Below are 20872 nucleotides of genomic sequence, written 5' to 3' on the forward strand. Positions count from 1 at the left end.
CGAGGCATCTCGCGTGCAAGAGTATTCCTTTTTGATTGGATTACTTCAGCACGCGAGATGCTTCGACAAGCTCAGCATGACGTTCTTTTCTAACTGGCGGCAGAAACGGCCTTTTCAGCCCGCGCCTTGCCAAATTCCAGAATGCGGTCGATGAACTCGTAGGGCGTGTAGCCAGCCAGCGCCGTTTGGTGGAAGATGCAGGTGGCGGGCGTCATGCCGGGCAGGGAGTTGACTTCGATGATGAGCACCTCCACTTCGCCGGCTGGGCGCACCCGCACGAAGGCGTCGATGCGCGCATAGCCCTGAATGTCCAGCACTTCGGCCACGCGGCGCAGCACGGCCTTCACCTCGTTGGAGATGCGCTGGCGCTCGGCGGGGTCGGCGTCGTAGCGGGCCGGGGTGATGTTCTGGCCTTCGCCGGCCAGGAATTTCTCCTCCAGGCTCAGCACCTCGCCGGTGGCCAGGGCCTCGCTGGCCTCGAATACTTCGATGTCGAGCTGCCCGTCTTCGTCATAGGAAGTGAGCAGGCCGCCGGTGATTTCCAGGAAGTGCGCGGCCCCGTCGCGGCCGATGAGGGTTTCGACCAGGAAGGCATCTTTGCGCGGAAATTCTTCCTTGAAGCCCAGGCTTAGCACCCCGGCCGGGCCGGGCAGCAGGTCTTCTTCAGTGCGGAAAATGAGCTGGCAGAAGGCTTCCAGCTCCGCGCGGTTCTTGATTTTCTTCACCGCCGAGGAGCAGCCGTCGTCGGCCGGTTTGGCAATGAAGGGGTAGGGAAACTGCGTTTCGAGGCCGCGGTAGAAGCTTTCGGCGTCGGCCTGCCATTCCAGCTTGTGGGCCATGCGGTGCTCGGCCACCCGCAGGCCGGCTTCGCGCAGGCGCTGGTTGGTTTCAAACTTGTTGATGGTGACGCTGCTGCTGGCCACGCCCGAGCCGTTGTAGGGCAGCCCGAATTTTTCCAGCTCCTGCTGCAGGGCGCCGTCCTCGCCGGGCCGGCCGTGCAGGGCAATGAATACCTCGTCGGCCAGCTGGGCCAGCTCCTCGAACGAGATGCGGCGCGGCTGGGCCAGCGCCTGCCCGGCGTAGGTGCTGGTGATGGCGCCCGCCTCGCGCCGGATGCGCTCCAGGATGGGGTGCGGCGTTTCGCCGGCCTCGGCGTGCTCGATTTTCTCGCGGATGTCGTCGGCGTTGTCCTTTAGCATCACGTTCACGGGCAGCACGTAGAGCTTGTGCTCATCAGCAGAGCCGGTGAGGAATACCGGCACCGGCGCGTACTTGGCCGAGGAGCTGAGCTTCTCGTAAATGTTGCGCCCACTTTCCACCGAAATGTGCCGCTCCGAGGAATAGCCGCCCATGATGACGGCCACGCGGATGCGCTCGGTGTCGGCTGTGTGGCGGCCGGTCACGGCGGTATCGAGCCGGGCCAGCAACTGCGCCAGCTTCACCGGGCGCAGGCCGGCGCGGCGCCGGGCCGCCAGCGAAGTGCGGATGAGGTAGGTGAGGAACTGCGATGGGTTGAGCCCGATTTCGGCCGCCTGGTGGAAGAAAAACGAGGCCGGCAGCATGCCCGACGTGGTGTTCGGGTCGTTGAGAAACAGGCGGCCGTCGTGCGCCACGAAGCCATCTAAGCGCGCGTACACCTGAAAGCCAAACGTGCGGAACATCTCCTCGCAGGCCTCGCGAATTTCCTGGATTTTCTCCTCCGGCAAGTCGATGGGCGTGATTTTGCGGGCCAGACCGGGCAGGTACTTCGAGCGGTAGTCGAACAGCTCTTCGCCCTTCACAATCTCGGTGGGCGGCAAAGCCAGCGGCTGGCCGTTCGGGTCTTCCACCACAATGCAGCTGAACTCGCGGCCGGCCACGAAGCTTTCCACCAGCACCTGGGTTTCGCCGTCGAGGTTGGTCAGGCGCACGCTTTCGGCCGTTTCCAAGCGCTCGGTTAGCGTGTGCAACAGTGCTTCGGGGTGGTAAACGGGCACGGTTTCGTCGTCGAGCACCACGGGCAGGCCGATGCCTTCGCGGATGTCCGTCAGGTGCTGCACCCAGGCCAGCCGGCCCTGCTCGCCCAGGCGCTGCCAGTCGGCGCGGGTCAGGGTTTTGCGGAACAGGCTCTTGTCGATGGCCGCCTCAAATTTGGCCAGGTCGTCGGTTTTCAGAATGCTCACGCCGATGCTGGAGCCCTGGCGCGGCGCCTTCAGCACCAGCGGCAGGCCCAGCTCGCGCACTAAGTAGGCGAGGGTGGCGGCGTGGTCGGTGCGGTCCCACTCCTCAGCGGTGATGACGCGGAAGTTCGGCGTGGGCCGGCCCAGGGCGTGCAGCAGGTTTTTCTGCGCAATTTTATCGATGCCAAACGCCGACGGCAAGATGCCCGAGCCCGAGTAGGGAATGCCCAGCCACTCCAGCAGGCCCTGAATGGCGCCGTCCTCGCCGCCCGGGCCGTGCAGGGCCAGGAAGGCAAAATCCATTAGCTGGGGCAGTTCCTGGGCTTTCACTTCCCGGCCCACTTTGGCAATGGCGTGAAACCGCGCCTCGTGGTCGAGCTCGCCCAGGCTTTCGATGTAGACCTGCAAGTGGTGCAGCGACGGCGGCTGCGAGCTCACCGGCGGGTAAAAGTCCCGAATGGTGCCTTTGTAGATGTACTGCCAATCGAGCAGAATGAACTGCCCGAGGCTGTCCACAAAAATGGGCACGGGCTGAAACAGCGCCTTGTCCAGGTTATCAAATACGGTGCGGCCGCCGGCGAAAGAAATTTCCCGCTCGCGCGAAGTGCCCCCGAAAAAAATGCCGATTTTCATAAGTACTGCAAAGGTAAGAACCCCGTAGCGCGAACTTTGTAGTTCGCGTGCCAGAACGACTCGTTGCAATGGCGCGCAGGGGAACGTTCGGCTACGCGAACTACAAAGTTCGCGCTACTGTAGCCGCGCGGCCAGCTCCGCCACCAAAGCCGCATCCGTCTCAAAACGTTCGGTCTGAAACAGCCCCGCTGCCGGGTCGGCCGGCACCAGCCGCTTGGCACTGGCGTGGAATTCCTGGGCCCCGGTGTGGGCTGCCAGGGCCTGCACGTTGGCGGCCGAAATGCCCGAACCGGGCATGATGGAAATGCGGCCCGCCGCCTGTTTTACCAAGGCCGCCAGCTGCTGCTGCCCGGCCTCGGCCGTGGGCTGGCCACCGGAGGTGAGCGCGCGCTGGCATCCCAGCGCGATGACGTCTTCCAGCGCTTGAGCTTGGTCCGGGCAGGCGTCGAAAGCGCGGTGGAAAGTGACTTGCATGGGGCCGACCGGGTTAATCAGGGCGCGGCACGCGGCCATATCCACGCGGCCAGCGGCATTCAGCGCGCCCAGCACCACGCCGGCGCAGCCCAGCTCCAGGCACATAGCAATGTCGGCCCGCATGATGGCCAGCTCATCGGCCGAGTACACAAAGCCGCCGGGCCGGGGCCGGATGAGCACAAACACCGGAATGCTCAGCTGCGCCAGCGTCTCCCGAATGAGGCCGTAGGAGGGCGTGATGCCGCCCTGTTCCAGGTTCTGGCACAGCTCGATGCGGTGCGCGCCGCCCGCCTGCGCCGCCCGCGCCGAGGCCAGCGAGGCCGCACAGATTTCCAGTTGCCGCCTCACTTCAGCAAAAACTCGCTGTCGCGCAGCACCGGCGTGTCAGTGGTGCTCACGGTGAAATTAAAGCCCGTTTGCAGCGCATACGCACCGGTTTGGCCTTTCATGTTCAGCGCAATAAACGCCACCTGAATGTCTTTGGCCTTGGCGCCTTTGATGGCGGCAATGCGCTCGATGGCTTCTTTGCAGGCGGCCTGTGGCGTGCGGCCCTGGCGCATGAGCTCTACAATGAGGTGGGCGCCGGCAATGCGCACCACGTCCTCGCCCTGCCCGGTGGCCGCGGCGGCGCCCACGGCGGGGTCCACAAACAGGCCCGAGCCGATGAGGGGCGAGTCGCCCACCCGGCCGCGCATCTTGAAGGCCATGCCGCTGGTGGTGCAGCTGCCGCAGATGCGGCCCTGCGCATCGAGGGCCAGCATGGCGATGGTGTCGTGGTTTTGGGGGCCACCCACGGGGCCGGTGGGCTTGCGGCCGCTGTTTTCGATGTTGACGACGGGCTTGTACTGGCTGGTTTTGAGCCACTGGGCGTAGGCTTTTTCGGCGTCGGCGCTCAGCTTTTGCGGCTCCAGCGGAAAGCCCTGGGCCACGGCAAACTGCTGCGCGCCTTCGCCCACCAGCAGCACGTGCGGGGTGCGCTCCATCACGCGGCGGGCCACGCCGATGGGGTGCTTGATGCGCTCGAGCCCGGCCACGCCGCCGCAGTTGAACTTCTCGTCCATGATGCAGGCGTCGAGGGTCACGATGCCGTCGCGGTCGGGGTTGCCGCCCAGGCCCACGCAGCAGCCTTGTTCGCTTTCGGTCACCATCACGCCGGCCTCCACGGCGTCGAGGGCGTAGCCGCCGGGGCCGAGGATGCGCCAAGCGCCCTTGTTGGCGTTCACGCCCGCGTCCCAGGTCGAAATCACGATGGGCTTGCCCGCCGCGAGGGGCGCTGGGGGCAGGGCCGCGGCCGCGAGGGGCGCCGTGGCCAGGCCGGCCAGGCCGGCAGCAGAGGATTGCAGAAATTTCCGGCGAGAGGACATGCGGCTGAGCGGTGAAGTACCTGCGAAAGATAAGGCCCGCCGCCAACTCCCGCGTACTTTCGCAGCCCTATGAAACTCCTCGCCGACAGCGGCTCCACTACCTGCAGCTGGTGCCTGCTGGGACCGGGTCCGCCCCAACATTTCAGCACCGAAGGCTACAACCCTTATTTCTGGGACACGGCCGCCATTGCCGCTTCGCTGGCGCGCAGCGTGCCGGCCAACGTGCGCGCGGCGCCCATCAGCGCCATTCACTATTACGGGTCCGGGGTGCTCTCGCCCGCCAAGGCCGAAGTGGTGGCCGCGGCCCTGCGGCAGGTGTTTCCGCAGGCCCGGCAAGTGGAAGTGGCGGAGGATTTGCTGGCCGCCGCCCGCGCCTTGCTGGGCCGCGAGGCGGGCTTTGCCGCCATTCTGGGCACGGGCACCAACTCCTGTCTGTATGATGGCCAGCGCATTACGCAGGTCATTGAGTCGCTGGGCTATTCCTTGGGCGATGAGGGCTCGGGCACGTCCATCGGCCGGCAGGTGCTGCGCGACTACCTGCGCGGCCGGTTGCCCGCCGGGCTCGCGGCCGAGCTGCAGGCCACGTATCAGCTGGGGGAAGTGAGCGAGGTGCTCGACCGGCTCTACAACCAGCCTTCGCCCAACCGCTTCCTGGCCAGTTTTGCTCGCTTTGCGGGCCAGCACTACCAAGAGCCGTATTGCCAGCAGGTGGTGGAGCGGGCGTTTGAGGCGTTTTTCGAGCAAATTGTGACGCACTACCCCGATTATCAGCGCTATCCGTTCAACTGCGTGGGCTCTATTGCCTATCACTTTCGTGAAAAGCTGGCCGAAGTGGCCGCCCGCCACGGCATGGCAGTGGGCCAGATTCTGCAAACGTCGATAGCAGCCCTGGTGCGCTACCACGAAGATTCTGCCAGCGTGTAGCGCCGCGACCCTTCGCGTCTTCTCGTTGAACGACGATGCCGGGACAAAACCCGAGCGGCGCGGACGCCGGGACGCGAGGGGTCGCGGCGCTACAATTCGGCCAGCAACTAATAATCTGCAAAAGCGCCGCACTTTTGCACCACTGAAAACTCACACCCTCCCACCGTTTCACCCCCTTTCATGAACACCCTCGATTCCTACAACTTCGCCGGCAAGCGCGCCGTGATGCGCGTCGATTTCAACGTGCCCCTCGACAAGGACCTGCAGATTACCGACGACACCCGCATCCGCATGGCCACCCGCTCGGTGATGAAAATCCTCAACGACGGCGGCTCGGTGGTGCTGCTCTCGCACCTGGGCCGGCCCAAGGGCGGCTACGAAAAGAAGTTTTCGCTGGAAAGTTTGGTGGCGCGCTTGTCGCAGGAATACGGCCGCGAGGTGCAGTTCGGCGGCGACGTGCTGGGCGAGGAGGCCGCCCAAAAAGCGGCGGCCCTGCAGCCGGGCCAGGTGCTGCTGCTCGACAACGTGCGCTTTTACAAGGAAGAAGAAGCCGGCGACCAGGACTTTGCCGCCAAGCTGGCCAAGCTGGGAAATGTATATGTAAATGACGCCTTTGGCACCGCGCACCGCGCCCATGCCTCCACGGCCGTGATGGCCAACTCGTTTGCCCCGCAGGACCGGGTGGGCGGTTACCTGCTGCAGTCCGAAATCGACAACGCCAAAAAGGTGCTGGAGCAGGCCGAGCGGCCCTTCACCGCCATCATGGGCGGGGCCAAGATTTCCGACAAAATCCTCATTATCGAAAAGCTGCTCGATAAGGTCGACAACCTACTCATTGGCGGGGGCATGGCCTACACCTTCGCCGTGGCCGAGGGCGGCCAGGTGGGCAGCTCGCTGCTCGAAGCCGACAAGGTGGACCTGGCCCGCGAGCTCATCCAGAAAGCCAAGGACAAGGGCGTGAACCTGGTGCTGCCCACCGACTCGCTCATCGCCGACAAGTTCGCCAACGACGCCACCGTGAAAGTGGCCACCAACCACGACATTCCCGCCGGCTGGATGGGCCTCGACCTGGGCCCGGAAAGCCGCGAAGCCTTCGCCGCCATCATCCGCGCGAGCAAAACCATCCTCTGGAACGGGCCGATGGGCGTGTTCGAGATGTCCAACTTCGCCCAAGGCACCGAAGGCGTGGCCCAGGCCATTGCCGAGGCCACGGCGGCCGGCGCCTACTCGCTCATCGGCGGCGGCGACTCGGCCGCGGCGGTGCAGCAGCTGGGTTTCGGCGAGCAGGTGAGCTACATCTCGACCGGCGGCGGCGCGCTGCTGGAATACATGGAAGGCAAGGAACTGCCCGGCGTAGCGGCTTTGGGATAGGCCTGAACCCGCAAGGACGAAAAGGCCCGGCTGCACGCGCAGTCGGGCCTTTTTTTATTGACTCGTATTTTTATTGATTCGTAGTTATTCCCGCAACCAGCGTGTCAGTTTCGGAAAGGCGTCGGTAGTGGTGAGGCCCATCCAGACCAGCAGGGGCAGGCCCACGTAGGCGCCCGCACGGTAGTTGGTGAGTATCCAATCGTTCTGGCCTTTGTAGCCGTGAGGGTGAAACACGACTTCGGCGGGCAGGCCCAACTCCTGGCAGGCGGCGTAAGACCAGAGCATGGCCGCGAGCTCTTCGCCTTCCTTCTCTGGGTTGTTTTCGGTAATGTTGCCGTGCAGCAACGTCCGCTCGGCGGCGGCGGTCACGGCCAGGTGCCCGGCTTCGTGCAGCACGTCGCCGGGGTACAGCAGCCGCGCCGGGTCGATGAGCAACTGGCCGCGGTCAATCAGCAGCCCCGGCAGAAAGGTGTCTTCGGCGAGGGTAGTTTCCCGCGTTTCAATCCCGATTTCGGTCAGGAAACGGCGCATGGCGGGCAGCAGTGAGGTGTCGGATGGAGGCGAAGGCAGAACAGCATTCATTGGGATGGTATGACCGGAGGTGAATAAGTCGCGAACCTGCGTCTCCGTTCGCCCCACAAGCTACGGCCACGGGCACCAATGCTGGCCGGTGCCCATTGCGCCGCGCACCGCCGCCCGGGTTCGCGGCAAACAATGGAAGCGGCGCTTAATCGCATCTTCACGAGGGTAAACGGTAAATTTAGTGCCCGTTTAGCAAGTCGGTATGCTTGTGCTGTACCTTCACCGAAAATTTCAATCGACCGTAGATTTCAGGCTATGATGACAACTACTACTCGGGTTGCTGCTCCCGCTGAAAACCTGCCGGCGCAGCCCCGGCTGGCGTCGCGCCGGAGCTGGCTGAAAGGCCTGGGTGCACTGTTCGGCACGGGCATGCTGGCGGCGCCCACCGCCGTGCTGGCTGCCCCGGCCGCGCCCGCCGCGCCGCTGCCGGCCTCGGCGCTGGTGGGGGGCGATGAGTACATCGGCCTGGTGAAGATTCTGGCGGGCACCGAGGTGCCCCAGGGCTGGATGCCCTGCGACGGGCGCACGCTGCCCGTGGCCCAATACCGGGCCCTGTTTGCGGTGGTGGGCGACACCTACGGCGGCGACGGTCGCAGCACCTTCGCCCTGCCCGACCTGCGCGAGGTGATGCCCCTGCCGGCGCCCACGGATGCCGCGCCGGACTTTGTGCCCGCGCCGGGCGGCCCGCTGCCCCGCAACCTCATCGCCATCAAAGCGGTGAATGCCCCGGCCACCACCACCGGCTTGGCCGAGCTGTACCTAAAGCACCTGCGGCCCCAGGCCCGCCGCCAGGCGTAAGGCTGGCCGCGGCCCCGCTGCTGGTGCTCACCGGCTTGTTTCTGATTTCTGACTGCTGCGGCCCTGACCGCCAGCACTATCACCCATCTTACTACGCTAGCTTGTTATGGAGCCTTTCCTTGGAGAAATTCGCTTATTCCCCCTCAACTTCTCGCCAGGCGGGTGGACTCCTTGCGACGGCAGATTGCTGCCCATCGCCCAAAATACGGCCCTGTTCTCGTTGCTGGGCGTCATGTATGGCGGTGATGGCCGCAGCACCTTCGCCCTGCCCGACCTGCGCGGCCGCACCCCCGTGGGCATGGGTCAGGGGGCGGGTACCTCCTATTATCCGCAGGGCCAAATGACGGGCACGGAAACCGTGACGCTAAACAGCAACCAGATGCCCCAGCACATCCACCCGCTCAGCAGTGCGGCGGTGCCGGTGAGCACGGCGGCCGGCACCAGCAACTCGCCGGTCGGGGGGTACTTCGCCCCGGCCACCGACCAGTACGGCGACTCGGCCGGCGGCGGCAACCTCGCGGCGGGAATGCTCAACGGCAACAGCGCCCCGACCGGGGGCAGCCAGCCCCACGAAAACCGCATGCCGTTTCAGGTGCTCAACTACTGCATTGCTACCGACCTAGGCGCTAGCGTCTTCCCACCGCGGCAATAAGGGCCCCTGGTTTCGTTCTTTCCTATTTAACAGCGCATAAACGAATATTTTATGTCATCTCCCTACATAGGCGAAATTCGCACCGTCGGCTTCAACTTCACGCCCCGAGACTGGGTAAGGTGCGACGGGCAGCTCCTGTCCATCAACGACTACGATGTCCTCTTCAATCTGATAGGCACAACCTACGGGGGCGACGGCCAGACCACCTTTGCGGTGCCCAACCTGAACGGTCGGGTGGTGGTCGGAGCCAACGGGTCACAGGGCCCGGGCCGAAGTAGATACTCGCTGGGTGACCAGGCGGGGGCTGAAAACGTGACGCTGATTAACTCCCAAATGCCGGCGCACGGGCACCCTGTGGCATTGCCGCTGCTGGCCGCGGCCAGCGGCACCGCCAGCCCCGGTGCGGTGGGCCAATACCCGGCCCCCAGCCCCAACGGCAAGCCCTACGCGGCCGCGCCCACGGCCGGGGCCACGCTAAAGCCCCAGGCCGTGACGGGCACCCTGGGGGGGGCCGGAGGCAGCCAACCCCACAGCAACGTGCAGCCGGTGCTGGCGCTCAACTTCATCATGTGCGCGAACGGCATCTACCCGTCCCCGAGCTAAGGCATTCTTCTTTCCTGTACCCAGTCATTTTTAGCCCACAGCCCTTTTTCTTTTCAGCACCATGGGTGACCCCATACTCGGCGAGCTTCGCCAGATATCCTTTAACTACGCTCCCCGCGGGTGGGCCTTCTGCAACGGCCAGCTGCTGCCCATCGCCCAGAACCAGGCCCTCTTTGCCCTGCTGGGCACCATGTACGGCGGCGACGGCCGCACCACCTTTGCCCTGCCCGACCTGCGCGGCCGCGTGCCGGTGAGCCAGGGGCAGCTGCCGGGCGGCTCAAGCTACACGCTGGGCCAGACGGGCGGGCTCGACGCGGTGACCTTAATCACCACGGAACTGCCGGCCCACACGCACCCCGTCACGGGTACCCTGCAAACGGCGGCGTTCGGCGACCCCAGCTCGCCCCAGGGCAACTATCTGGCTTCCGATGCCAACGCCCAGTTTGGGGCCGGCCCGGCCAGCGCCACCATGGGCGGCACTGCGCAGGGCACTTCGGACAACGCCGGCGGCAGCCAGCCCCACGAGAACCGCCAGCCCGTGCTGGCCCTCAACTACGTCATCGCGTTGCAGGGCGCTTTCCCCACGCGCAACTAATTGCCGCTGCCCGGCCCCCGGCCGGCACGGCGTTTCCCTTTTCATTTGATAAGTTATGCGCGTTGCCGTCATCATTAGTAGCCTGCTGGGCTGGCCCCTGCTGCAAGACCTGCTGAGCCAGGGCGCGGTGGCCGGCGTGGCCATGCCCGCCAGCACCCGCGAGGAAGACGGCCAATTGGCCGGGCTGCTGGCCCAGGCCGGCGTGGTGCCGCGCACCCTGGCGCGGGCCGGGCTGGGTTCCGCGCTGGCCGAGTGGGTGGCCGCTACCCGGGCCGACGCCGTGCTGGTGCTCACGTTTCCGTGGCGCATCCCAGCCGCCGTGCTGGGGCTGCCGCCGCAGGGCTTCATCAATTTTCATTTTGCGGCCCTGCCCGGCTACCGCGGCCCCGAGCCCACTTTCTGGCAGATTCGCAACGGCGAGCCGGCCGGCGCCGTGACCGCCCACCGCATGGCCGAGGGCTTCGACACCGGGCCGGTGCTGCTGGCCACGCCCGTGCCCATAAGCCCCGGCGACACGCACGGCCTGCACCGCGGCCAGCTGGCCCTGGCGGCCATCGGTACCGGGCGCCAACTGCTAGCCGGTCTGCGGGGCGAAATTCCCCTGCCCGAGCAGCCTCAGGATGAAACCGCCGCCCGCTACTGGCCCCGCGCCGGCCTGGCCGATGTGTGCATCGCCTGGCAGGCGTCGGCCGAGGACATTGGCCGGCTGGTGCGCGCCGCCAACCCCTGGAACCGGGGCGCGCTGGCCACCCTGCGCGGCCAAGCGCTGCGGGTGCTGGTGGCCACGCCGCGCCCCGAAACCGTGGCCGCCGCGCCCGGTACCGTGGTGCTGGCCGCGCCCGGCCAGGCCCTGCTGGTGGCCTGCGGCGAAAGCCAAGTGGTGCAGCTCGACGTGCTGGCTCTGGACGAAGGCTACTTCACGGGCGGCCAGCTGGCCGGTATGGGCGTGCAGGTAGGGGAGGTGCTGGGCGAGATGCCCACATCGGTTCTGGCCGCGCCTGACGTGCCGATGTTGGCTTAATCATTTGATTTTTAGACAATTATTTTTCTCTCCCTTTTGATTTTAAGGAACAGTACTATGAAACAAAAGCTACCGCTGCTTCTGCTGTTGCTACTGGCAGTCTGGGGGGCGCGTGCGCAGGCCCCGACCTGGCAAAGCGCCCTCAGCTCGACTGCCGTTGACGTGCGGGCCGTGGCCACCAATGCGGCCGGCGACGTGTTCGTGACCGGTTCTTTCACGGGCACGGTCACGTTCGGGCCCAACACCCTGAACAGCAGCAGTCCCGATGCCGATATGTTCGTGGCCAAGTGGGCGGCCGGTGCCAGTACCTGGGCCTGGGCTGCCAGCGGCGGCGGCGGCACGCCCGGCGATGCCGGCGATGCCAACGACATGGGCAACGCCATTGCCGTGAACGGCAACCGGGTGTACGTGGCGGGGCAATTCCGGTCGGCGACGGCCTTCTTTGGCTCCACCTCGCTCACCAACGGGGGCCTCAACGACATGTTTGTGGCCCGCTTCACCGACAACACCACCTCTGTGACTACCGTGGGGGCGCGGGGCAGCAGCAACGCCGCGGCCTCCGACCTTGCCTACGGCCTGGCCGTGAACCCGACCAACGGCAACGTGTACGTGACGGGCTATTTCGGTGGTTCGGCGTCGCTGACAGCCACCATCAGCGGCAGCGCGCTCACGAGCGCAGGCTCAGCCGATGTGTACGTGGCCAAGTACCTCGACAACGGCAGCGGGCTGACCAACGGGGGCGCCACGCGCGCCGGTGGCACCAGCAGCGAAGTAGCCACCTGCCTGGCCTTGAACGGCAACACTCTCTACGTGGGCGGCCGCTTCAACAGCGGCACGGCCGTTTTCGGCTCCAGCTCGCTGACGAATGTTGTAACCACCAACCTGTTCGTGGCTCGCTTCACCGACACAACTCCGACGGCGACGGGCGGCGTGACGGCTAACAACGCCGTCAGCGGCGGCGGCAACGACGGCACCGAAGGCGTTCAGGGCATTGCCGTGAGCGGCAGCAGCGTGTACGTGACGGGGCGCATGGCCAGCACCACGGCCGGCATCGCGGGCAGCACCCTGACGAATGCGGCAGCACTGGCCTTCGACCATTTTGTGGCCAAATACACCGACAACGGCACGGCCCTGACCAACGGCTACGCCGTGCGCGACGGCGGCACCGGCAATGAAAACAACTCTCCTTTCGGCAACGCTGGCATTTCAGTAAGCGGCACCAGCGTGTACGTGGCGAGCGATTTTGATGCCACGGCCACCATTGCCGGCACGGGGCTGACCAACCTGGGCGGCACCGATGTGTATGTGGCCAAGTATACCGATACCGGCTCGACGTTGTCAGGCAGCGGCGCCCTGCGCGGCGGCGGCACCGGCAACGACGCCAGCTACGGCCTTGCGGTCAACGGTACTCAGGGCGTGGTGGGCGGTACGACAACTACACCTTCCAATTTTGGCACAGCGCTGGCCACCGGCTCCTCTTTCGCTGCCCGGCTGAGCTTCGGCCTGCCGCCCACGGTGACGACGAATGCCGCTGGCAGTATCGCCACGACCAGCGCCGTATTGGGCGGCAACGTAACGGCCGACGGCGGGGCGACGGTGACGGACCGCGGAGTGGTGTATAGCAGCAGCGCCACCACGCCCGCTATTGGCGGGACTGGCGTGACGCAGGCGCCCAACGGCGCGGGCACGGGCACGTTTTCGGCCACTATTTCGGGCTTGGCGCCCAGCACTACCTACTACGTGCGGGCCTACGCCACCAACAGCGCGGGCACCAGCTACGGCAGCGTGCAAACTTTCACTACCCAGGCGATAGCCGTGGCCACGGCGCAGAACGTAACGGTGCAGCTGGCGGCCAACGGCACGGCCACGCTTAATGCCAGCAGCGTGAACAACGGCAGCACGGGTTCGGGCACCCTCACCTACACCATCCAGAAAATTGCGTTTGGCAAGGTGAATGAGAACAGCACCCTGACCCTGACTACGCCTAACGGGGCCAACTTCACGGCCATTCGCTTCGCCAGCTACGGCACGCCCCTCGAATACAGCAACGGCAACTACGGCCTGGGCTCCTGTAACGCGGCCAACAGCGTGGCCACGGCAACGAATGCCTACGTGGGCCGCAGCAGCGGCAGCATGTATGCCAGCAACACGGACACCCGTAACAACCCGGTGCTCAACGACCCTTGCGGGGGAACGCCCAAGTTCCTGGCCGTGCAGGCCGCCTACTCAGCCGACGCCGCCAGCCTGAGCTATGACTGCACCGAGGCCAGCAAAATCCAGTATGTGCTGCTGACCGTGACCGATGGCAACGGCAGCACCAGCACGTCGGTGGCCCAGGTGACGGTGAACCCGCCCCCCACGGCCAGCTTCACGCTCAACACCTCCACGGGCACGGTTGGTACCAATGTGACGGCCACCGGCACCAACCTGAGCGGCGCCACGGGCCTGACGGTGAACGGCACGGCTGCCACCATCAGCAACCTCACGGCCACCGGCTTCACCTTCGTGGTGCCCACCGGCGCGACGTCGGGCAACGTGGTGCTGACGCTGCCCTGCGGCCAAACCCCCGGTGTGGCTTTCACCGTGCAGACGGTGGCTCCGGTGCTGACCACGCCAGCCAACAACAGCTTGGTTAACACGACCACGCCGACCTTCTCGGGCACGGCCCCGGCCGGCAGCACGGTGGCAGTGTACGTGGACGGCAACGCCACGCCCATCGGCACGACCGTGGCTACGGGCGGCACCTGGAGCCTGGCCCAGCCCACGGCCCTCACCCAAGGCTCGCACACGGTGCGCGCCACGGCCCAGGCCACTGGCCAAGCCGTGAGTGCCGTCTCGAACACCAATACCTTCACCGTCGACTCGGTGCTGCCCACCGTGACGCTGAGCAGCGCCACGGTGAGCAACAATGGCGCTACCACGACTTCGCCCGTTACGTTCACGGCTCAGTTCTCGGAGAGCGTGGGCGCTACGTTTACCAGCGCCGATATCGCGCTTAGCGCAGGAAGCAGCATTGCCAGCTTTACGGCGAATAGCTCGCCGGCCAATTCCTACACATTCACTGTGACGCCGGCCGTGGGCTCGGTGTCGGTCAACATTGCGGCGGGCGTGGCCCAGGATGCGGCCGGGAACGGCAACAGCGCCGCAACGCCCAACCCGTACACTTTCACCTACAGCCTGCCGAGCGTGGCGGTGCAGTCGGTAACCGGCCTCACGCCCTCGCCCACGGCCACGGCCCAGGTGAACTACCGGGTGGTTTTCTCAAATTCCGTTTCGGGCCTGAGCCCGGGCAACTTTAACGTGACGACAACGGGCAGTGTGAGCGGGGCTTCGGTGGCCAGCGTGTCGGGTTCGGGCACGACCTACACCGTGACGGTAAACACCGGCACCGGCGACGGCACTCTGCGCCTGGACGTGAACAACGGCGCGGGCGTGACGCCCGGCCCGAGCAACGTGCCCTACACCAGCGGCACCACCTACACCATCACCAAGAGCTTCCCGGCGGCCCCGACGCTGGCCATTGTGGGCACGGGCGGCACGGGCACCGATGCGACGGCTTTCGTAGACGTGGTGCAGGTGCTCAGCGGTGGCACGGCCTTCGCCAACGGCTTGCAGAACTCCAGCTTCGAAACTCACGGTCCCTACAACAACGGCAGCAATACGTTCAGCTACGGTACAAGCGGCGCGGTGTGGGCATTCAACGCCCGAGCCGGCATCTCGGACCAAGGCAGCGCCTTCACCCCGGTGACGCCCATTCCCAACGGCATTGCCGTGGCCTTCGTGCAAAGCAACAGCGGCGGCAATGGCCAGCTCCAGCAGAATCTGGCCGTGCCCACGGGCAGCAACTACCAGGTCAGCTTCCAGGCCGCCCAGCGCCTGTGCTGCACCACGCTCGACCAAGCGCTGAACGTGTTCCTCAACGGCGTGTTCCTCGGCAACATCCAGCCACGGGACAACGGGCTTTACCAGACCTTCACCTCGGCTTCCTTTAACGTGACGGCCCCGGCGCTGACGGCCAGCATTAGCTCCTCGGCTGGCGCCAGCGGTAGCACCACGGGCACCTCGCCGATTCCGTTCACGGTGACTTTCTCGCAGGCCGTTACGGGCTTCGACGCTTCGGACGTGACGGTGACCAACGGCACCGTCACCGGTGGCACGGTGAGCGGTTCGGGCGCGACGTACACGTTTAGCGTTACGCCAACGGCCAACGGCCTGGTGACGGTGAACGTGCCGGCCAGCGCCGCCGTGGATGCCAACAACACCGGCAACTCCTCAGCCCCGCAGTTCAGCATCACCTACGCCCAGCCGGTGACGGCGGCACCGGTGGTGACCGCACCAGCCAACGGCAGCCTGACCAACAACGCCACCCCAACCTACCTGGGCACGGCCCCGGCTGGCAGCACGGTGGCCGTGTACGTGGACGGCAACGCCACGCCTATCGGCACGACCCCGGCCGACGGCGCGGGCGCCTGGAGCCTGGCCCAGCCTACGGACCTCACGCAGGGTTCGCACACGGTGCGGGCCACGGCCCAGAGCCCCGGCGCGGCCGTGAGCGCCAGCAGCGCCACCATCACTTTCACCGTCGACTCGGTGCCGCCCACGGTAGACATCAGCTCGGCGGCCGGTCCCTCGGGCAGCAGCACGGGCACCACGCCGATTCCCTTCACGGTGCGCTTCTTGGAAAACGTAACTGGCTTTGTGGCCGGGGATGTAACGGTAATTAACGGCACGATTACCGGCGGCATCGTCAACGGCACCAGCCCCGGCTCCGTTTTCACCTTCACCGTGACGCCCACCACGCCCGGCACCCCCACCACCGTGAACGTGCCCGCCAACGTGGCCCAGGACGCGGCCGGCAACGGCAACACCGCGGCCACCGCTCCTTACTCGCTCACGTACATCGTGCCGGTGACGGCCGTGATTTGGAACGGCAGCCAGAGCACCGACTGGTACACGGCCGCCAACTGGACGCCCAACACGGTGCCCACCATCAGCCTCGACGCGACTATTCCCGCCAGCACCCCGAACCAGCCGTTCATTGGTGCGGGTACTGCTTTCGCCCGCAACCTGACCCTGAACACGGGCGCCACGCTCACCCAAACCGGCGGCACGCTCGATGTGCGCGCTGACCTGACCAATAACGGCACCTTCCGGCCCACGGGCGGCACGGTGGTGCTGGGCACCACCTTCCAAACCAACGGCCCCAACCTGCTGGGCTCTGGCGCCGTGCGCTTCTGGGACCTGACCGTGAACCCCAACGGCGTGCTGCTGAGCACCTCGGCCGGTGCTTCGGTGCAGCACTTGCTGACCATGAACGGCGCCTTTGTGACGCAGGGCAATACCTTCACGCTGGAAAGCAATGCCATGAGCACGGCGCTGGTGGTGAACAACCCCGGCGGCTTCGTCTTCGGTACGGCCACGGTGCAGCGCTACCTCGACCCCAACCCGAACTTCGGCCTGGGCTACCGCCACTACAGCTCGCCGGTGGTAAGCACCACGGTGGCCGACCTGGCCACCAGCACCTTCACGCCGGTGGTGAACCAGCAATACAACACGGTGGGCAACACCGTGACGACCTTCCCCACGGTGTTCGGCTACGACGAAAGCCGCGTGAATGGCACCAACGCCACCACCCAGGGCTTCGACCAGGGCTTTTTCTCGCCCGCTACGCTGGGCGACCAGCTGACCGTGGGCCGCGGCTACACGGTAAACATCGACGCGGCCAGCAAGGTTGACCTGACCGGCGCGCTCAACAACGGCACCGTGGGCGTGGGCGCCCTCTCACGCGGCACGGAGGCCAATTCCGGCTGGCACCTGCTGGGCAACCCCTACCCGGCGCCGCTGGATTGGAGCGTGGCCCGCACGAGCCTGCCCGCCGGCGTGATTGACGCCGTATACGTGTTCAAATCCAGCAGCCAGTACGCCGGCATCTACCAGTTCTACCAGAACGGTTTCGGCACGCTGCCGAATGGCCTGATTGGTTCGATGCAGGGCTTCTTCGTGCGGGTGAGCCAGACGGTGCCCACATTCAATTTCCTGAACGCCTGGCGCTCGACCACCTACCAAAACCCGGCCTTTAACCGCACCGCCACCGACCTGCGGCCGAGCGTGCAGCTGGAGCTGGTGAGCGCCCAGGGCGCCCGCGATGCCGCCTTCGTGTACTTCGAGCAAGGTGCCACCGCCGGCCTCGACGACCACTACGACGCCGCCAAGCTGCTCAACACCACCGGCCTGAACCTGGCCTCGGTGGTGGCCGTGGGCCAGAACCTGGCGGTGAACGGCCTGCCCCCGATGGGCACTTCGTCCTTGACCGTGCCACTCTCCATCGGCCTGCCCGCCACGGGCACCTACACGCTGCACGCGGCGCAGCTGCTCAACTTTGGCAGCGGCGAGCAGCCGTTCCTGCGCGACTTGCAGCTGGGCACCCTCACCGACCTGAGCCTGCACCCCGACTACGCCTTCACCATGAACGCAGCCAACCACACCCCACGCTTCGAGCTGGTGTTTGGCCCGGCGCAGGTGCTCGGCACGGCCGCGGCCGCGCTGGCCGCCCAGGTGGCCGTGTTCCCCAACCCGGCTTCCAAAGCCGTGTTTGTGGAGCTGCCCGCCGCAATGAACCGCAAAGCCGTGACGGCCGCCTTGCTCGATGCCCTGGGCCGCGTGGTGACGCAGCAGGTGCTGCCCGCCGGCCTGGCCACGCACACCCTGCCGCTCACCGGCCTGGCCACGGGCGTGTACTCGCTGCGCCTGCAAACCGAAGCCGGCGTGGTGGTGAAGAAGCTGGTGGTGGAATAAGCCACCCACAACACGAAAAAAGCCCCGGCCGTGAAAACGGTCGGGGCTTTTTGCTGGAATTAACTTGGCCTACTTGGCCTCCTTTTCCAAGAGCTGCAGTAGCTCGTCGGCGGCTTTTTCAATGTCCTTGTAGCCTTGCTGGGCGGCGCGCTCCTTAGCGGCAATCAGGCCGTCGCGGTGCACGGTTTTGAAGTCGCCGTAGGGAAAGTGGTAGCGGCCTTTGGTGTCGGCGCCCTTGCTGCTGTCGAGGCCCAGGTGCCAGTTGGCGTACTCTTCCATCTCGTGCTTTTCGAGGAAGGTGTTTTCCTTGGACGCATCGGGGTTGTGCTGGCCCCAGTGGCCTTCGTCGTTTTTGAGTTTGCCGTCCTGGATGAGGCGGCGGGCGTAGGCCACGGCCTGCGGGTTGAGGGAAATGCTCATGGCTGGAAAGAAGGAATTGGTGGAATTCCTGCCTACGCGGCCCAATGACCCGGGTTTCCAGCGTTCAGCTTTTCCGATGGAACAAGTATTTGGTCTGGTTGAAGCTGTAGCCCACCGACAGCACCATGCGGCCGGCGCTGGCCGGGTGGTCCGTCTCGGCGGTGTACACGGGCAGCTGGAAGCTGGTGTTCAGCGACAGGTTTTTGTAGTACACGTCCAGCCCCGGGCCCAGCAGGGCGTTGTTCATGGCGTGCTCGCCGGTGAGCCGGCCGTCGAGCATTTCGCCGTCGGTTTTCTCGTAAAATAGCTGCGCCGACGGGTACACCTGCCAGCTTTCGCCCAGCGGAATGCGGTAGAACAGGTTGGCGAACGTGGCCGTGCTCGGCGCGAGGCTATTCTGAAACCGGTTTTCGTTCGAGAGGCGGTAGCTGCTGTTCACGCTCAGCCCAAAGCTGCGGAAACCGGCAATGTAGTTGGCGTACACGAAGCCGTCGGTGGTGCCGGTGCCCACTTGGTTGAGCAGGGCGTAGCGGCGGCCCTTGTCGTTCTGGCGGTTGTAGTCGCCGGTGGGCAGCTTCACGCCGCCGCCCACGATGAGCCGGCTCTGCAGGCCCGCCGTTTCGATGGCCCGGATGAGGTGGTAGCCCGCAAACACGGTCACGTCGCCCAGCCCCGAGGCGTTCAGCTGGCGGCCGTTTATCTGCGAGGTGTTCATCACGTAGGGCACGAAAGCATTAAGCTCCACGCGCTGCGAGAGGAAGTATTTGCCGCGCAGCTCTACCACCCGGAAGGCCTCAAAATCGGTGGGGTCGCCGCTGTGGTTGTGGGCGTAGCCGTTGTCGCCGTTGAGAGGCGACGGGAAAAACGGGCGCGCGCCAGCCGGAAAGAACCGCGGCGACTGCCCGTAGTCGTGGTAGCCGTTGAAGATGCGGTAGCGGTGCATCAAGCTCAGGCCGCTCTGGTTGTCGTAGGGCGTGATGCCCATGAAGCAGCCGCAAATGTCGCAGGCGCGGCCAACGGTGGGCGCCTGCAGCGCGGCGCCCACCAAAAGCAAAAAAAGCCGTTTCATGCCGCGCTTAGTTGGCGTGGATGTGGCCCACCGAAAACACGCTGGTCTGAATGTTGTCGGCCAAACGAGAAGCCGGAATGCCGCTCATGATGGTGTAGGTGGTGGCGAAGTTGATGGGGGGCACGGGGTTGGTCGGCGGGTTCAGCGGCTTGCCAAACAGGTTGGCCACTTCCACCTGCATGTGCACCTCGGGCGTGTGGTCGCGGGCAATGATGAGCTTGGACGTGGTGAACGGCACCGTCACCGTGCGAATGGTGTTGGTGGTGGAGTGGAGGTAGCCGGCCACGTGAAACACGATGCTTCCCGAAGGGTTGGTACCAGTTATGGCCTGCGGCGATTTGCCTTCCAGCTTGAAGTTGATGAACTCGGGGGCGCCGTTCATGTCCCACAGCATGCCGTTGCTGGCGTTGAGCACGCCCCCGCCAAAATTGCCGGCTTTGGAGCGGATGCTGTCCACGCCCACCACAAACGAAACGCTGCTGTACTCGCCTTCCGGCACGTCGGTCATGGTCAGGTCCTGCGAGTCCGGTTTGGAGTGGTCCACCAGGAAGTAGGTGTTGGGCACGGCGTAGCTGCTGCCGTCGGCCTTGTTCAGCTTCACGTTGGAAATGTAGTACTTGAGGGTGCTCACGGTGAAGTCGTCGCCGTTGGCATTCTTGTACGTGCCCGAGCCGAGCACCAGGGAAGTGAATTTAGGCGTGGTGCTGCCCGCCACCGGCATGGTCACGCCGTTGTCCATGTGCAGCGTAAACTCCGTGGCGGAAGAAGCCACGGGCTCGTCCTTTTTGCAGCCCGTGAGGCTGATGGTGGCCAAAGCGAAGGCGCCGGAAAGCACCGAAAAAGCGGAGAATTTCATCGAAGTAAAAGCTATAACTGACTCTGATTTAAGGAAGGTGCGCCAACGCGCACCGGTTCGCCGGGGGCCCGGCGAAACCCAGCACAAGCCCGGCTTTCGGCGCTAGCGAAAAGCCCTGGGCTTGCAAATCAGGCCAGTGAGAGCGGCGGACGAAACACGTCCGCGAGGGGGCCGGCGGCGCAACGCGCCGCCCGGGCCGCCGGGTAAGGCACCGCTGGCAGCGGCCACCGCCGGGGCGGGAGCAGGGCCAGCGCCGCCGTGGGCAGCACCTCGTATTTTACTTTGGCCACGGCCCCGGCCGGCGCTTTTTTGTCGGCGCCGTCGGCTTTGCGCAGCTGCTGGGCCAGGTGGCACTTGCCGTTGCAGTGCAGCTGCGGCCGCGCCTTGTTCACGCAATAAAGTTCGGTGATGCGGGCTTTGTTCAGCTGGTAGTTCACCACCAACACCTCCGGCCCCAGGGTTTGGAGCAGCATGAGGGCAGCGAGAAAACAGGCCAGCAAACGGTTCATAAGCGAAACAACGCAGCAAATATTACACCAAAGGTAGCTCCCCGCGG

16 protein-coding genes are annotated in these 20872 nt (G+C 65.5%); 8 read left to right on the forward strand and 8 right to left on the reverse strand.

Annotation, left to right across the window (positions count from 1 at the left end; genetic code table 11):
- Nucleotides 1–89 precede the first annotated feature (89 nt).
- The 3 genes from I2H31_RS17905 to I2H31_RS17915 form a co-directional block, all read right to left on the reverse strand.
- Nucleotides 90–2792 (reverse strand): D-alanine--D-alanine ligase family protein, encoded by a 2703-nt coding sequence (locus tag I2H31_RS17905; RefSeq protein WP_196294431.1) that lies wholly within the window; start codon nucleotides 2790–2792, stop codon nucleotides 90–92.
- 114 nt (nucleotides 2793–2906) lie between these two features.
- On the reverse strand, nucleotides 2907–3614 hold the full coding sequence (locus I2H31_RS17910) for a copper homeostasis protein CutC (protein WP_196294432.1): 708 nt from the start codon (nucleotides 3612–3614) through the stop codon (nucleotides 2907–2909).
- Complete coding sequence (locus I2H31_RS17915; RefSeq protein ID WP_196294433.1) at nucleotides 3611–4630, reverse strand: N(4)-(beta-N-acetylglucosaminyl)-L-asparaginase; 1020 nt, start codon at nucleotides 4628–4630, stop codon at nucleotides 3611–3613. The genes I2H31_RS17910 and I2H31_RS17915 overlap by 4 nt, the downstream gene beginning before the upstream one ends.
- 69 nt (nucleotides 4631–4699) lie before the next feature.
- Between I2H31_RS17915 and I2H31_RS17920 the strand changes: the two genes are divergently transcribed.
- Entirely contained in the window at nucleotides 4700–5554 is an 855-nt protein-coding gene (locus I2H31_RS17920) for an N-acetylglucosamine kinase (RefSeq protein ID WP_196294434.1), read from the forward strand.
- Nucleotides 5555–5734: 180 nt separating this feature from the next.
- Complete coding sequence (locus I2H31_RS17925; protein ID WP_196294435.1) at nucleotides 5735–6925, forward strand: phosphoglycerate kinase; 1191 nt, start codon at nucleotides 5735–5737, stop codon at nucleotides 6923–6925.
- A gap of 84 nt (nucleotides 6926–7009) precedes the next feature.
- Here the strand turns inward: I2H31_RS17925 and I2H31_RS17930 are convergent, their stop codons facing one another.
- Nucleotides 7010–7456, reverse strand: coding sequence for a hypothetical protein (locus tag I2H31_RS17930; RefSeq protein WP_230687913.1), 447 nt, complete (start codon nucleotides 7454–7456; stop codon nucleotides 7010–7012).
- A gap of 306 nt (nucleotides 7457–7762) precedes the next feature.
- Between I2H31_RS17930 and I2H31_RS17935 the strand changes: the two genes are divergently transcribed.
- The 6 genes from I2H31_RS17935 to I2H31_RS17960 all read left to right on the forward strand — a co-directional run bounded on the left by I2H31_RS17935 (nucleotide 7763) and on the right by I2H31_RS17960 (nucleotide 17971).
- Nucleotides 7763–8305 (forward strand): phage tail protein, encoded by a 543-nt coding sequence (locus I2H31_RS17935; RefSeq protein WP_230687914.1) that lies wholly within the window; start codon nucleotides 7763–7765, stop codon nucleotides 8303–8305.
- Between the two features lie 106 nt (nucleotides 8306–8411).
- Complete coding sequence (locus I2H31_RS17940; protein WP_196294437.1) at nucleotides 8412–8957, forward strand: phage tail protein; 546 nt, start codon at nucleotides 8412–8414, stop codon at nucleotides 8955–8957.
- A gap of 51 nt (nucleotides 8958–9008) precedes the next feature.
- The gene (locus tag I2H31_RS17945) at nucleotides 9009–9560 is read left to right on the forward strand and encodes a phage tail protein (protein ID WP_196294438.1); all 552 of its coding nucleotides are present in this window, start codon (nucleotides 9009–9011) and stop codon (nucleotides 9558–9560) included.
- Between the two features lie 61 nt (nucleotides 9561–9621).
- Nucleotides 9622–10155, forward strand: coding sequence for a phage tail protein (locus I2H31_RS17950; RefSeq protein WP_196294439.1), 534 nt, complete (start codon nucleotides 9622–9624; stop codon nucleotides 10153–10155).
- Between the two features lie 55 nt (nucleotides 10156–10210).
- Nucleotides 10211–11176, forward strand: coding sequence for a methionyl-tRNA formyltransferase (locus I2H31_RS17955; RefSeq protein WP_196294440.1), 966 nt, complete (start codon nucleotides 10211–10213; stop codon nucleotides 11174–11176).
- Nucleotides 11177–11233: 57 nt separating this feature from the next.
- Nucleotides 11234–17971, forward strand: coding sequence for an Ig-like domain-containing protein (locus I2H31_RS17960; protein ID WP_196294441.1), 6738 nt, complete (start codon nucleotides 11234–11236; stop codon nucleotides 17969–17971).
- 69 nt (nucleotides 17972–18040) lie between these two features.
- Here I2H31_RS17960 and I2H31_RS17965 read toward each other — a convergent pair whose 3' ends face one another.
- The 4 genes from I2H31_RS17965 to I2H31_RS17980 all read right to left on the reverse strand — a co-directional run bounded on the left by I2H31_RS17965 (nucleotide 18041) and on the right by I2H31_RS17980 (nucleotide 20825).
- Entirely contained in the window at nucleotides 18041–18391 is a 351-nt protein-coding gene (locus I2H31_RS17965) for a hypothetical protein (protein WP_196294442.1), read from the reverse strand.
- A gap of 64 nt (nucleotides 18392–18455) precedes the next feature.
- Entirely contained in the window at nucleotides 18456–19460 is a 1005-nt protein-coding gene (locus tag I2H31_RS17970) for a hypothetical protein (RefSeq protein ID WP_196294443.1), read from the reverse strand.
- A 7-nt stretch (nucleotides 19461–19467) separates the two neighbouring features.
- The gene (locus I2H31_RS17975; protein WP_196294444.1) at nucleotides 19468–20316 is read right to left on the reverse strand and encodes an MbnP family protein; all 849 of its coding nucleotides are present in this window, start codon (nucleotides 20314–20316) and stop codon (nucleotides 19468–19470) included.
- 128 nt (nucleotides 20317–20444) lie between these two features.
- Nucleotides 20445–20825, reverse strand: a complete 381-nt coding sequence (locus I2H31_RS17980) for a hypothetical protein (protein ID WP_196294445.1) — start codon at nucleotides 20823–20825, stop codon at nucleotides 20445–20447.
- Nucleotides 20826–20872: the final 47 nt, after the last annotated feature.

It is taken from the genome of Hymenobacter ruricola (assembly GCF_015694525.1).
GTDB lineage: Bacteria > Bacteroidota > Bacteroidia > Cytophagales > Hymenobacteraceae > Hymenobacter > Hymenobacter ruricola.